Origin of the sequence: Gardnerella sp. DNF00747 (assembly GCF_049262675.1) — a bacterium.
In the GTDB taxonomy this organism is placed as follows: domain Bacteria; phylum Actinomycetota; class Actinomycetes; order Actinomycetales; family Bifidobacteriaceae; genus Bifidobacterium; species Bifidobacterium swidsinskii.
This window is the reverse complement of record NZ_CP058394.1, coordinates 121,177-135,734: the sequence shown is the minus strand read 5'-3', so window position 1 is coordinate 135,734 and position 14,558 is coordinate 121,177. Positions and strand designations below refer to the sequence as shown.

Below are 14,558 nucleotides of genomic sequence, written 5' to 3'. Positions count from 1 at the left end.
TACAAAATTTACAGTACAGAATCAGCCCAAGCGCGACCTTCAACAGGCGAAGAAGCGAGCGCATGTTCACGCTTAGGAATACGGCCAGCATCGTGAGCAAGCTTTCCAGCAGTTACAGCAGCAGCCATTGCACGACCCATCTTCACTGGGTCTGGACAGCGAGTTACAGCGCTTGCAAGAAGCACGCCAGAGCAGCCAATTTCGAAAGCTTTAACAACATCGGAAGCAGTGCCAACGCCGGCATCCAAAATCACAGGAACGCCAGCTTCCTTGCATTCTTGGACAATCAGCTCAATATTTCGAGGATTCAAAATACCAAGACCAGTTCCAATTGGAGCACCACCAGGCATAACAGCCTTCACACCAAGCGAAACCAAGCGGCGAGCCACAATCGGGTCGTCATTCGTGTAGCAAAGAACACTAAAGCCTTCTTCAATAAGCTTTTCTGCAGCAAGTAATACTTCACGAGTATCTGGAAGTAAAGTATCGTCGTCTGCAATTACTTCGAGCTTAATCCAGTCAGTTCCAAGCGACTCACGAGCCATTTTTGCTGTAAGCACAGCGTCATGCGCAGTTTTGCAGCCTGCAGTATTTGGCAAAACGTTAATATTGTGACGCTGCAACATGCCGTAAATATCCACGCCTGTTTTTGCGTGACGGCGCATTGCAACCGTAGCCACTTCCGCACCTGAAGCTACAAGTGACTTTTCCATAATGTCAATGCTCGTCATGCCACCAGTGCCAAGCAAAAGCCTTGAATGTAAAGTCTTACCGCAAAGCTGCCAAGTATCGGCACTTTCTTCTGTATTATTTTCTGTCATTTTAAGCCTTTTATTTAATATTTAAACTTAATTAAAATTAAATAATTAAGCGCACTAATTTCACGCTTAATTTTGTGGTGTTTCAGCCGCCTTGAACTGCGCTAAGAATCTCGATTTGATTACCATCACATATGACGGCTGATTCCCATTGTGCGCGAGAAAGCACATCGTCGCCAATTGCGACCGCTATACCAAGTCCTGCATCCGAACCATAACGTTGCGCAATAAGCTGAGCAACAGTTAATCCGTCTTGCGCTTCAACAATTTCACCATTGACTACGATTTGCATAATCTAACCTTTACTAACTAAAAGCTGAATTACTAAAAGTACTTTCTGCATCACACTTACGTCTATATTTGAACGCTTCACACAATTCGCAGCGGAATATAACGAATTCACTGGAATTAGCGATTAAAAGCGAGCAGGATTGCAGCTCTCCAAGAAACCCTTTTCCTTCTCAGTCAACTCTTGCTCAAGCACAAGCTTTGTAGTCAAAGAAGAACCCAAAGCGGTGAGCAAAATGCCGTGGCGGAAGTAACCAGTGGAAATCGTGGTATGCGTCTTAGGATCAATACCAATGAATGGCAAATCGTCCGGAGTTCCAGGGCGGCCGCCAGCGGTAACCTCAGTAATCGAGCATTCCTGAATGCCAGGAAGCACGCTTGCAGCATCGCGAAGTAAGTCGAGTACGCCACCAACCTTTGGAATATCGCGGTCATCTTCGCGAGAAGTAGCGCCAAGCACAAGCTCGCCTGTTTCCTTAGCGCGAGGAACCAAATAAACTGGACGATCATGCACAAATCCACGAACCACAGAGCTCAAAATTGGGCGCAAAGGCTCTGGAATAGTCATACGAATCATATCGCCCCACACAGCGCGAAGCTTAAGCTGAGGAAGCATATCCTTAGCACCCAAGCCGGATGCCAAAACTGTGTCTGGACCCAAATCGTCTGGAGTGCTTGCGCGACGCTCAATAACAACACCGCGCTTTTCGAGTGCATCAATCATTGCTGCAGTGAAAAGACGAGGGTTGATTTGATGGTCGTCCGGCACGCTTACAGCGCCAGCAATAGTTGGCGAAAGAGCAGGCTCAATCTCACGAAGCTTACTCACAGAAATATGCTCAGCTCTACGGCCGTAACGATGCTGCAAGTTTAGCAACTCGTTTACATGCTCGTTATCTGCAGCGTCACCGCCAATTACGTAAGAGCCGCACTCTAAGTAGCCAGTTGGCTTATCGGTGTACTTTGCAACCGAATCAACCAATTCCTTATACATAGTTGCAGACTCAAACATAAGAGGATACAACGCTTCTTGCTGATATTGCATTTCTGCGGTAGGAGCTAACATGCCAGCAGCATGGTGAGAAGCGCCCGAGACTGGATCTGGATCAATTATGCTAACTTTTACGCCAGCTTCCGTAAGTCTCCACGCTGTTGCTAAACCAATAATACCTGCACCAATAATACGAATATTTCGCATAATACTCCTTCCCTACGGCGGCATTACCCGCATCAGGTTTACGGTCGGCTTTCGCCCTCTCAGCCTGTATAGAACAAGCTCCCGCGTTTCGTAGCTTTGACTTTCAAAACTGCGATTGTAAAGCTGTAATATTGCCAACTTTAGCGATATTACAAACGCTACAGATAGACGCAACGAAAATATGTGATTTTCGTCACACTACCGTGTAGTATTCTAGCACTTCTGTGAAAAATTGGTTAATTGAGATGGCATGTCAAATCGCAAAACTAAGCAATTTCGCTACTGACGCAGTACGGTTTCTGCGCGAGTAACGTATAACTCCGTTTTTTCGTTACTGGCGCAGACAGCGCTCGCGCGGATTACGCTCGCGCGGATTACGCTCGCGCGGATTACGCTCGCGCGCGAAACTCGCGTTGGAAGTCCACTGGACTTCCAACTTAAGCGAGTTTCCGCTCCGAGTTGCCTTCGCGCGCTACGCTCTATGCGCTCAGGCAGGTCGTCGCGCTCGCGCTGACGGAATTACTCAACCGAGCGCAGCAAAATCTCCTCAAGCGCGTGCTTTACCGAAACAGGCAGTGTGCAACGCCATTGCGCCCACTTAACTACGGAAGGCTGGTCGGTTGCGTAAGCGTTAAGCATATCAACGCTGTTGCGATACTTTTCTGCTTCCGATTCGTTCTCGTATTCAAGAGTTGAGATTTCAGCAATAGCACTTGCACTTCCGCCAGAATCTCGCACTGCATCAAAAGCCATTTCCTTGCCTCTGTACGGCACTTGCGCTTGAAGCAGGAATCGGTAAGCGTCGCCAACTTTAGGGTCGGCAGCGATTTGCAATCCACCGTCAACAATTACGCAAACTTCCGAACGAGCTGGCACGTCTTTCACAGAAACCGACAAGCTCAAAGTCGCCTCTTCGCCTTCGTAAGAAACCGCAAACTCGCTTGCGTTAAGCTCTCGGCTCCCAACAAACACGCGCACGTGAGCAAAATCTATGCAAGCAACTCCTCTAAATACAACGTTCCAGTTGCGTTTTTGCGGCACAGATTCTACGGCAGCATCACATCCTGCAACACCGGAAATAATAAATTGCGAAGAACCATTGCCGTCTCGCCACACAAAATTCATACGTGTATTAGCAGTATTTCCAGCAGACGCGGCAGCAAAATCGCCGTTATCTTCTCGCATCACAAATTCGCCGTCAGCTCCAGGGAATGCAAGAACTCGCAAAGCCCGCGGATTTTCAATGCTATTAACAGATTCAGCGGTCTCAGCACTACGCTCGCAATCTGCAACTTCCGGCAAAACTTGCAGAGGCACAATCGCTCCAGCGCGCGCAAAAGCCGGCACGCGGTCAAGTAAGCGCCACGCTTCAAATCTGCGGCCATTCCAGCCGCGAGACACATACCTGCGTCCGTCAAACAAATCGTACCAATCGCCTTCCGGCAACCAAACTCCAGCACATCCGCGCAAAGCAGCCGCGTCGTTAGGCGAAACAATCGGCGATACTATAAGCTCGCTTCCAAAACGGTACTCGTTAGGAATTTCGTAAGCCATTCCAACTTCCGGCGACTGCCAGTACATTGGCTCAATAATCGGCCTGCCATCAAAAGCCGCGCGATAATTCATCGTATAAACGTATGGCAAAAGTTCCGCGCGCAAACGAAGCATTTTCACCATTGCTTCGCGAGTCTCCCGAGGGAAATTCCACGGCTCTTTTCCAGCGAATGGCGAGCAAGTAGAGTGCAAACGATTAATAGGACTAAACGCGCCGAAAGCGTACCATCGCGCTTCCAACTCGTTATTTCTAACGCCAAGCATGTGTCCGCCAATATCGTGACTCCACCATCCGTAGCCAATATTGGAAGCTGTAGAAGTGAAGTAAGTTTGGAAAGCAAGCGAATCCCAAGTAGTAACGGTATCTCCCGAGAATCCAACTGGGTAGCGATGCGAACCAGGGCCAGCATAACGAGAGAACGTAATAGGCCATCGACCTTCGCGCGCAGCGTCCTCATAATGCATGTGGTTCAGCATCCAAAGAGGATCCAAGCCAGGCTCGCGCGTAACTCCCCCCTGCTGCCAGTCAATCCACCAAAATCGCACGCCTTCATCTTCCATACGATGATGCATGTTGAAGTAAGCCTTCACAAACTGCGGATTCGTTAAATCAAATTCCACAGCTTTGCCGCTTGCCGGATCAATGCCAGCATCTTGCGCAACTTGCGGATAATCTTTTTCAAACGCACGCACGCCGTCGCGCGGATGCAAGTTCAAAGTTGGAGACAATCCAGCAGCGTTAAGTTTACGCAAAAAAGCACGATGATCCGGGAAAAGTTCCTCGTTCCACGTATAGCCCGTCCAACCGGATCCATACTTCGGATCAACATCAGTAACATGCCAATCCATGTCAATAACAGCCGTGCTAAAAGGTATGCCTTCGCGCTTAAAACGATTATGCAATTGCAAATATTCGTCTTGACGGTAGCGATAGTAGCGGCTCCACCAATTGCTTAGCGCAAAACGTGGCAGCAGCGGCTGAGCGCCCGTAAGCTTATAAAAGTCTTGAATTGCTTGAATATAGCGGTGTCCGTAACCGAAGAAATACAAGTCCTTGTATCTACCTGATTGCTCGCTAACTTTTTGCGCACGCGACTTAACCCAAGCCCCATACGGGTTTGGTTTGCCATTTATTTCCTCAGCCGGAGCAATTTCGCAAGTTGCAGAATCGTCTAAAATAGACCATCCGTCGCGCGAAAGTATTCCTTTACCAAGTTTTACCGGGCCATTCGCCTGATCCAAAGTTCTAAAAGTTCCAAGAAGATTTCCCGGGCACGCGTCGCCGTAATGCCACGTATTAAACTGCGTGCACGGCACTCCGCGCACAACAATACTTAAACCTTCTTTGCTAAAAGCTTCGCAATTATAAGTAAGATGCAGCTTTTCAGTTTCGACTTCCAGCCATTCATTTTCGTTTGTGCGCGCACTAAATTGCGGCTGAGCGTCCGCGCTTTTGTGAGCAAAATTGCGGCAGATTACAGTTTGCGTAGGATTGTCAACAAACTTTCCATCATCGCTCCATTCAAGACGAATAAGCGAATCTGTAATAACCGTAATTCGCCACTTTTCGCCCTTAATTACCTGACTATCCTGCGCCTTTGCATTTGAATCAGTTGCGTACTTATAAAAAATTCCCAACTTGGAAGAGTCCATACTACTGCACATCTCTGCTGTTACCTTGCAACTTTGCTTATTAACAATTTTATGTATTATTTTATGTATTATTTTGTTTGCTTACAACTTATAACTTTAATGAATGTATACTGCAAACACTGACGCAATGATCAACATCAGCGGATACCACGCATACATAACACAACGGAACGTCGTCGAGTTTTTAGGACCATCACCATAAGGGCTACGATAATGCAACACAGCTACACCAATACCAGGTGTAAGCATCGACATAGCGCCGAACATTCCTGCAGTCATCTCCATAGTAATTTCGCGCTTTTTTAATAATTCAAAAAGAAGTACGAAAATAAGCAAAGTTACGCCGCCGAAGAAAATTCCATGCTGCACAAAAACTTTTCCTATCAAATTCCAAAGAAGACCCGCAATGATAAGCACGGTAATAGCAAAACCTTTACTAAATCCGCTTAAACGTTCCCTAATTGTATCTATACTCGAAAGTACGAATAGGGAAATAACCATTGCAAATACAGGATTTTGCGAACGCATGTCGAACAAACATTTTGAATTCACCAAATCGTATGGAACTTCGCAAACCACTGCTAAAATCAGCAATCTCAACATGTAAAGATTCAAATTATGCGTGTTATGGTATCCGCGTACTAGTATCCACGCATACCATGGCACTGCAGTCCAGCTTATAAATTCACAAACTAATATGACTGTCAATGCAAACATATTATTGGTTACTGTTCCGCCGAACATTCGTGCAATTACTGTGTTACTAAATGCACCTAGCATAAGCATAAAAGCGCCGAGCATTTTGAGTTTATTGAGCGTGATTCCAGTTTTTATGTTACGGTCAGCACGAATTGGTTTGCCGTTTGCATCAAGCATTTCCTTATTCGCGTTACCGCTATCACGCATTATTGCTTTACCACTATTAATACTCATTGCACGTCCTTGTTTATTTGCGCATACCTAGTTTATATAAATTTTATCCGTAGTCGCGTATCTACCTAACCTGTAATTTACATTCCAAACACTGCAAAACTTTGAGCGCCGAGTGTTAAGCAATCACCATTAACCGATATTTCTCCAATTTTAAGTAATGGATTGTAAGCAGATTCTTGCGTAAGATTCGCTAATGCTTCTAATGAAACTGTTTCACTATTTACATCTGGGTTCATAACCACAATGCTTCGTTCCACAGCTGATTCTCCTGCGTCACCTTTTGCGCAACGCTCGTAAGCAAAGCCGCGCCCGTCAACAGGAGCATACAGCACTCTCCAAGAAGCGTCAGCTTGCAAAGATTTGCGGCTATGACGAAGCGCAATAAGCGAGCGCACCCACGAAAGGAAGGAATCTTCGCAATTAATTTGCGCAGAAACAGTTGGAATTTCACCACTCCCCACTGCTTGTTTTCGAGAATTTGCGCAAGTTCTTCCGTCTGCTCGCGCTTCAACAGGCAAGTATAATTTAGATTTTGCAGCCATTGAGAAGCCAAAATTCTTTGCATCATCCCATTGCATTGGCGTACGAGTGCCCGTACGAGCGTAGCCGCCTTCTTTTGTTGGGATATCGCGATATTTCATGCCAATTTCGTCGCCATAATACACGAATGGCACGCCTGGCATAGTGAGTATCATGCCGAAAGCCACGCGACGCTCACGATCGTCAAGACGCGGAGCAAGACGCGGCGTATCGTGATTGCATGTGATGAAACTAAAGTAGCCTTGATTACAGGTTGATTCATACTGCGGGCAGTAGTCGTCCAAGAATGGGCAAATGCTTCCGCCACCGTGCGCATTAAAGTAGCTGTGATCGCGCTCAGAATTGTTATCTAAAGCGTTATCAACGTCACGAAGTAAACGCGCATAACCATTAGGATTGCCATCCCAGCGCCAATTCAAATAGAAGTCCATGTCGAATCCTGCAGTAAGAGCCTGACGCGGTCTGCCCCATTCGGACACAAAAGCAGCCTGCGGATACTCTTCTTTTACAGTGCCAAGCATTTCCTGCCATGCGCGAATTGTATTGTCTTTTCCAAGGCTTCCTTCGCCATTATTGTCATCGTTTTTTACAAGCGAATCAGCCATATCGACTCGGAAGCCATCCGCACCAAGCGAAAGCCAAAATCGCATAATATCAACCATCGCAGCGCGAGTTTCTGCCGCTTCTTTGGAATCTGGAGCGGATTGCCAAGCTCGATCCCTATGTGCAAAACCGTAGTTTAATGCAGGCTGACATTTGAAGAAGTTTAGAATATAAGTGGCGTCACGCTCAGTTTCACCGCCAATAAACGGCATAGAATAGCCGCTAAACGCACTGTCTGTCCAAATATATCGCTTGCTAAACTCGTTTTCTTCAGCTTTCGAACTTTCCTTAAACCACTCGTGTTCTTCACTCGTATGACCCGGCACTAAGTCAAGCAACATGCGGATTCCTCGATTGTGAGCTTCACTAAAAAGCTGCTTTAAATCTTCGTTCGTTCCGTAACGCGCAGCTACTTTTTTGTAGTCGCGCACGTCATAGCCCGCATCTTTAAAAGGCGAGTCATAGCAAGGATTAAGCCAAATTGCGTTGCAACCAAGCGATTTTACATAGTCTAACTTTTCGATAATTCCTTGAATATCGCCTATGCCATCGCCATTGGAATCACAAAAACTTTGCGGATAGATTTCGTAAAAAACCGCGTCTTTAAGCCACTGAGCATGATCGTATAATGCCATTATTTCACCCTTCTAGCGTTGTGCTATTTAGTTTACACGCAACCACTTGAAAAAATTTATAGGGCGAAATATACAGATTAACCCGCCACTCATTTGCAAACGACACGATATCCGTGTATACTACACAGTGCTTACGAACGGATTTGTGAGACTTGTGACGCTGCTCTACGCAGCAATCGCGATGTTGCGCCACAACGGAGTCCGTTACTACGCCACCAAATGATATGCCAGTTTTTGGCATGATATAGGAGGTCAAGGATGACGAATATTAAGAAGATGCTGGGTGCAGGTCTTGCAGTTGCTACTTTGTTTGGATTTGCAGCTTGCGGTTCAAGCACTAACAATAGCGCTAAGAAGGCTGCTGATTCAGCACCTGTTCAGCTCACCGTTTGGGGTTCTGCTGACGATCAGAAAGATGGCGGCTGGATTAAGACTGTTGAAGCAGAATTCAAGAAGGAAAATCCAAACGTTACTTTCAAGAACGCTGTTGTTGAGCCACCAGACGCTGCTAAGGCTGTTAAGCAGGATGCTAAGGCTGCTGCTGATGTGTTCCTCTTCCCTAACGATCAGCTCGGCGACTTGGTAAAGGCTGGAGCAATCGGCGAATTAAGCGATGACGCCACAAAGCAAGTTAAGGAACAGAACGAAGATACTTTGATCAAGTCTGTTACCGCTCAGGACGGTAAACTTTACGGCGTTCCTTACACCGGCAACACTTGGTTCATGTACTACAACAAGTCCAAGTTCTCCGCTGATGACGTTAAGTCCCTCGACAAGATGCTTGAAAAGGGCAAGGTTTCATTCGATCTTGCTAATGCTTGGTATCTCCCAGGCTTCTACCTCGATGGCAATATGACGCTCTTCGGCGAAAATGGAAACGATGCTAAGGCTGGCATGAAGCTCAGTGATAAGGCTGCTGAAGTTACCAAGTACATTGCAACAAAGCTCGTTGGAAACGAAAAGCACTTCGTACTTGATGGAAATGGTCGCGGCTTGGCTGGCTTGAAGGACGGCTCCGTTGATGCAATGTTCTCCGGTTCTTGGGATGCAGCCAAGGTTAAGGACGCCTTGAAGGATAACTATGCTGCAGCTGCTCTTCCAACCTTCAAGACTGAGTCTGGCGAGCACCAGATGAAGTCCTTCGCTGGTTCTAAGGCTGTTGCTTACAACACCAACACCAAGTCTCCAGAGATGGCTGCTAAGTTCGCTGCATTCTTGGGCTCCAAGAAGTCCCAGCAGATTGCTTTCGAAAAGGAAGGTGCAATTCCTTCTGACAAGTCCCTTGCTGATAGCGTAAAGGCAGAGCCAGCTGCTGTTGCTCAGATGGAAACCATTGCTAAGACTTCTGTCTTGCAGCCAGCAATTCCTGAAATGGGTAAGTTCTGGGATCCAGTTCAAGCATTCGGCACTTCTATCTCCACCGGTAAGATTACTGGCGATAATGCTGCCGCGCAGACCGCAGAATTTGCTAAGGGCTTAGAGAAGTAAGTAAACAAAACTTACTCTAGCCAACAAATCTAAATAGATGCATAAGCAGTGTTTTATGCACTTTGAGTAAAACAATGCGCCCCAGCCCCCGCTCCGGCAAGGGGTGGGGCGCATTGTTTATCTTCTACAAAATAATTTTGTTTACATGAAAGGCATGTCATGACTGGCACGACATCCACAAAGCGAGAAAGACGCCAGAAGAAGACGTCAACTGCAGAACGCTTTGCTCCTTCACCTTATTCACTGAAAGAGGCTGCAAAACATGCGGACATTCTTTCATGGATTTCTGTTGTCATATTTGGCTTTGGCAATTTTGTCCGCAAGCAATACATCAAAGGCGTTATATTCTTAGCGTGCGAAGCAACTTTATTCGTATTCTTATTTACAATTGGATTGGATTATCTTCCAAAAATCAACACTCTTGGCACAGTAGAACAGGGCAGAGTTAAAGTCAACGGATTCTGGCGATACAGTGCAGGCGATAATTCTGTAGAAATTTTACTGTATGGAGTTATGTCGATATTAGCGATTGTATTGCTTGTATATCTGGCAACTCTCGCTCTTCGCAGCGCGTACAAAGCGCAATCTGTAATGGCAGACGGCAAGAAGCCACTTAATTTCATTGATGATGCGAAGACTCTTCTTGACGAAAAAGCACACGTCGGTTTTATGACTCTTCCAACTGCTGGCATTGTGTTATTCACAATTTTGCCATTGTTCTTCATGATTTCTATGGCTTTCACAAGCTATGACGAGAATCATCAACAAAAATTCAGTTGGATTGGGTTAGACGTTTTTTCTCAATTCTTAACCGGAAAAAGTGATTTAATTAAAGCTGACGTATTCTTTGACGTATTAATCTGGACTCTTGTTTGGGCATTCCTTGCAACCTTCCTGAACTTCTTCCTCGGCATGTTCATTGCAATGATAATCAATAGAAAGTCCACTCGTCTTAAGGGATTGTGGCGAACTTGCTTCTCCCTTACAATTGCAGTTCCACAGTTTGTTTCATTGCTTATTATGAACAATATGCTTAGCCAGAACGGTGTTATTAACATTGTCTTTAAGCAAAACGGTTGGATACATCAGGAGCTTCCTTTCCTTACGGATGTAACTTGGGCTCGAGTGACGGTAATTCTTATCAATCTTTGGGTTGGTATTCCATTCACCATCATGCAGATTACAGGTATCTTGCAAAACGTTCCTGCAGAACTTTACGAAGCTGCAGAGCTCGATGGCGCAGGTTGGTGGCAACGTTTCATGAACGTCACAATGCCGTACATCATCTTTGTTATGACTCCATATTTGATTACTACCTTTACTGGCAACATCAATAACTTCAACGTTATTTACCTCTTAACAAAAGGTGGTCCAGCAAGTAGCAAAGTCAACAGTGCAGGCGGCACCGACTTGCTTATCACATGGCTCTACAAGTTGACTGTTGACCAGCAAAACTACAACGCAGGTGCAGTAATTGGTATTTTGACGTTCATTGTGCTTGCTGTCGTAGCACTGATTACGTATCGCAACTCTGGATCTTACAAGAATGAGGAGGGATTCCGGTGAGTGATAAAACTACAACTAAGAACGAAGAAGCTGTTGTAAAGAGCACTCGTAGTGTTTCTTTCCTTAAAGATCAACATGTCAGAAGAGTAATTGGAGATACTTTCTCACATTTGTTCTTGCTGGTGTTGTCAGTTATTTGGCTGATTCCAATCTTGTGGGTTTTGTTAGAAAGCTTCAACAAGAACACTGGTTCCTATCAGAAAACCTTCTTCCCAACTGAATACTCACTAAATAACTATATAAAGTTATTTACCGATACCGATGACATTAATTTCCCACGAATGTTCCTCAACACTTTGATTGTGTCAATTTTCGTGTGCATTATTTCTTTGGTGTTTGTGTTAGCGGTGTCCTTCTGCATGTCTCGTCTCCGTTTCAAAGGACGTAAGACATTCATGAATCTTGCTCTGATTCTTGGTATGTTCCCAGGTATCATGGCTGTTATTGCTATCTACTTCATTTTGAAGGCTCTTGGTTTAACAAAAGGTTCGATTGTATTAATCGCACTTATTATCGTTTATTCTGCAGGTAGCGGTGCCGGCTTCTACATTATGAAGGGCTACATGGATACTATTCCAAAGTCTTTGGATGAAGCTGCATACTTGGATGGATGCACAAAGTGGCAAGTATTCTGGAAGATTATTGTTCCAATCTGCAAGCCTATGATTGTGTTCCAAGCAATTACTGGATTCTTGGGACCATGGCTAGACTTCGTTATGGTGAAGACAGTAGTGAGAGACAATAAGGAAAACTACACAGTTGCTTACGGATTAATGGAGATGCTTACCAAAAAGTATCTACCTGATTGGTACGCTGCATTCGCGGCAGGCGCTGTGTGCATTTCCATACCAATCGTAATCCTGTTCATTATTATGCAGCGCTTCTACGAAGAGTCCATGTCTGGCTCCGTTAAAGGCTGATAATTTACAGGATATAAATCTACTGAAGGCTGAGACGCTTTCGAGCGTTTCAGCCTTCTCTTTCGCTAGACAACACGAACACGTAAAAATAAAAAATAACTTAACACACTCGCCGTTTGACTTAATACGATAATGGCTATCGCATAAACCCTACCGTGTTTAGCCAAATAGTGCCGCAAAACATAAAAAAACTTGATAACAGAACAATAAGTAAATAATAAAATTTAAAAACTGTATAATTACTAATACGATTAAATAATTTAGAAAATTTAGACAATTCGCAAAATAGCGAAGGAAGAAGGATACCCTATATGACGACTCCATCTTCGGCAACATGGCCTGTATACGAAGGACCTCTTGGATTTACTTTAAACGCTAAATCTACAACATTTACTGTATGGGCACCAACTGCACAGAATGTGACGTTAAGACTTTTTGAAACCGGAAACAACAGTGAGCCAATTCAAACACACGAATTGAAACCGTTGCATGACGGAGCTTGGCGGATTAATTTCCGTAAGCGTTTAGACGGCATATACTACGATTATCTTGTTACTTTCCAAGATGGCACAGTAAATCGAACTAGTGACCCTTGGGGTGTAGCGAGCGGTGTAAATGGTGAGCGCAGCCTTGTCATAGACGATGAGCGAGTGTCTCCTGCCAATTGGCATAAAGATAAGTCTCCTAAGTTTGTGCGTCATGCAATGGTTGTGTGGGAAACGCATGTTGCAGATTTCAGCAGCAATCCTAATGGCGGCTTTAAGCCAGAGCATAGAGGCCAATATCTCGCTTTTACTGATGAACATACATCTTTGCAAAATCCAGATTCTTCTGAATGCAACTTCCCTACTGGCTTGGATTATTTAAAGCAGCTTGGCATTACTCATGTGCAACTCGAACCTATTTACGATTTTGCAACAGTTGACGAATCCGCAATCGACAATGCGCGCAAAAACGGTGCTTCAGCAGAAGAATTAGATTCTCTATACAACTGGGGTTATGATCCTCACGCTTACAACGTTCCTGAAGGTGCTTATTCTAGCAATCCTTACGACGGCACTGCGCGAATTCGCGAATGCAAAGCAATGATTGCGGCATTACATGCTAATGGCCAACGCGTAATTATGGATGTTGTTTATAATCACATGTACAAGTCTGCAGAAAACGCTTTCGAATGCATGGCTCCTGGGTATTTCTGCAGGCGAGACTCTGACGGATCTTTTGCTAACGGCTCTGGCTGTGGAAATGAAATGGCTTCTGAACATCCTATGTTCCGCAGGTTTATTATTGAATCTTTGCTGCATTGGGCACGCTGCTATCACATTGATGGTTTCCGTTTTGATCTTATGGGATTGACTGATACTGAAACCTTAAATCAGGCACGAGCTGCATTAGATGAGCTTCCTGGCGGTAAAGATATTGTTATGTATGGAGAACCGTGGAGTGCTTCGGATCCTGCTGTTGATGAAAAAGTTCCGATGGGAGATAAAGACGGCAGAAGCACTCTTAACGAGCGCATAGGCTGGTTTAGTGACGAGTCTCGCGATTCCCTCAAAGGCAACGTCATGAACCATCTCGACCGCGGGTATGTAAATGGCAATGAGCTCTGGTGCTCAGATGCGGCTCGCCAAACTCTTAATGCATGGCGTGATACGCCTTCTGCAGGTAAAGAAGTTGGACAGATTGTTCAATATACTTCTGCTCACGACGATTTGACTTTCTGGGATAAGCTTTGTATCTCTATGCGCGAGAATGCTAGCGATTTTGAGTTTGACGCTCAAGATGCACAACAAGTTGCGGATATTTTGAACGCTAATATGTTTGCAGCTGGAATTGTTTTGTGCTCTGCAGGCACGCCGTTTATGCTAAGCGGAGAAGAGTTTGGACGCACTAAGCACGGTTGCGATAATTCTTATAATCGCGGTGTACTAATGAACCAGCTTGACTGGGCGCGCGCTGAACGTTTCAATCCGCTTGTTCAATGGTATCGTGCACTTATAAAGCTTCGCGCTGAATATAGCTCATTGTATGATGGCAAACGCAAACAACTTGAAACGTCTAACCATACTGTTTTGGCTACGCGCATTGGCAATAATTTAATTGTTTGCGCAAATCCTATGTATCATGAAGATGCAACTATTCAGCTACCTGCTATTCATAGCGCAAAGGCTCAAGAGTGGCATTGCGTACTTAATTCAAGTGATTATTTTGCTAAGTGGACTGGAAAACAACCTGACACCGCGGTAAATATTACAACTGAAAAAAGCGCTGCTACCCTACACTTGCCTATCAGAACTTTTGTTGTGCTTAGCAACAAGTAATTGCGTTTTAGTAAGTAAAAAAAAATAATAAACTGTCAGAC

At 45.0% G+C, this 14,558-nt stretch carries 10 protein-coding genes; 4 read left to right on the top strand and 6 right to left on the bottom strand.

Translation table 11 applies throughout. The features are described 5' to 3' along the window. Positions 1-8 precede the first annotated feature (8 nt). From HXT32_RS00540 to HXT32_RS00515, 6 genes are all read right to left on the bottom strand, one after another. On the bottom strand, positions 9-821 hold the full coding sequence (locus HXT32_RS00540) for a thiazole synthase (protein ID WP_004104776.1): 813 nt from the start codon (positions 819-821) through the stop codon (positions 9-11). Between the two features lie 82 nt (positions 822-903). Next, positions 904-1,110, bottom strand: coding sequence for a sulfur carrier protein ThiS (gene thiS / locus HXT32_RS00535; RefSeq protein WP_004108127.1), 207 nt, complete (start codon positions 1,108-1,110; stop codon positions 904-906). Between the two features lie 123 nt (positions 1,111-1,233). Then, positions 1,234-2,304, bottom strand: a complete 1,071-nt coding sequence (gene thiO, locus HXT32_RS00530) for a glycine oxidase ThiO (protein WP_004104781.1) — start codon at positions 2,302-2,304, stop codon at positions 1,234-1,236. Positions 2,305-2,823: 519 nt separating this feature from the next. Beyond that, complete coding sequence (locus tag HXT32_RS00525) at positions 2,824-5,511, bottom strand: TIM-barrel domain-containing protein (RefSeq protein WP_421788575.1); 2,688 nt, start codon at positions 5,509-5,511, stop codon at positions 2,824-2,826. A gap of 96 nt (positions 5,512-5,607) precedes the next feature. Further along, complete coding sequence (locus HXT32_RS00520; RefSeq protein WP_004108130.1) at positions 5,608-6,444, bottom strand: TraX family protein; 837 nt, start codon at positions 6,442-6,444, stop codon at positions 5,608-5,610. Positions 6,445-6,521: 77 nt separating this feature from the next. Further along, positions 6,522-8,222, bottom strand: a complete 1,701-nt coding sequence (locus HXT32_RS00515; RefSeq protein WP_422118975.1) for an alpha-amylase family glycosyl hydrolase — start codon at positions 8,220-8,222, stop codon at positions 6,522-6,524. Positions 8,223-8,480: 258 nt separating this feature from the next. Between HXT32_RS00515 and HXT32_RS00510 the strand changes: the two genes are divergently transcribed. The 4 genes from HXT32_RS00510 to pulA all read left to right on the top strand — a co-directional run bounded on the left by HXT32_RS00510 (position 8,481) and on the right by pulA (position 14,517). Next, positions 8,481-9,710: an extracellular solute-binding protein gene (locus HXT32_RS00510; protein WP_004108134.1), complete on the top strand. Its 1,230-nt coding sequence runs from the start codon at positions 8,481-8,483 to the stop codon at positions 9,708-9,710. 159 nt (positions 9,711-9,869) lie between these two features. Beyond that, the gene (locus tag HXT32_RS00505) at positions 9,870-11,276 is read left to right on the top strand and encodes a carbohydrate ABC transporter permease (protein WP_004108136.1); all 1,407 of its coding nucleotides are present in this window, start codon (positions 9,870-9,872) and stop codon (positions 11,274-11,276) included. Further along, on the top strand, positions 11,273-12,196 hold the full coding sequence (locus HXT32_RS00500) for a sugar ABC transporter permease (protein ID WP_004104797.1): 924 nt from the start codon (positions 11,273-11,275) through the stop codon (positions 12,194-12,196). The genes HXT32_RS00505 and HXT32_RS00500 overlap by 4 nt, the downstream gene beginning before the upstream one ends. Positions 12,197-12,507: 311 nt before the next feature. Further along, positions 12,508-14,517 (top strand): type I pullulanase, encoded by a 2,010-nt coding sequence (gene pulA / locus HXT32_RS00495; RefSeq protein ID WP_004108138.1) that lies wholly within the window; start codon positions 12,508-12,510, stop codon positions 14,515-14,517. Positions 14,518-14,558 lie beyond the last annotated feature (41 nt).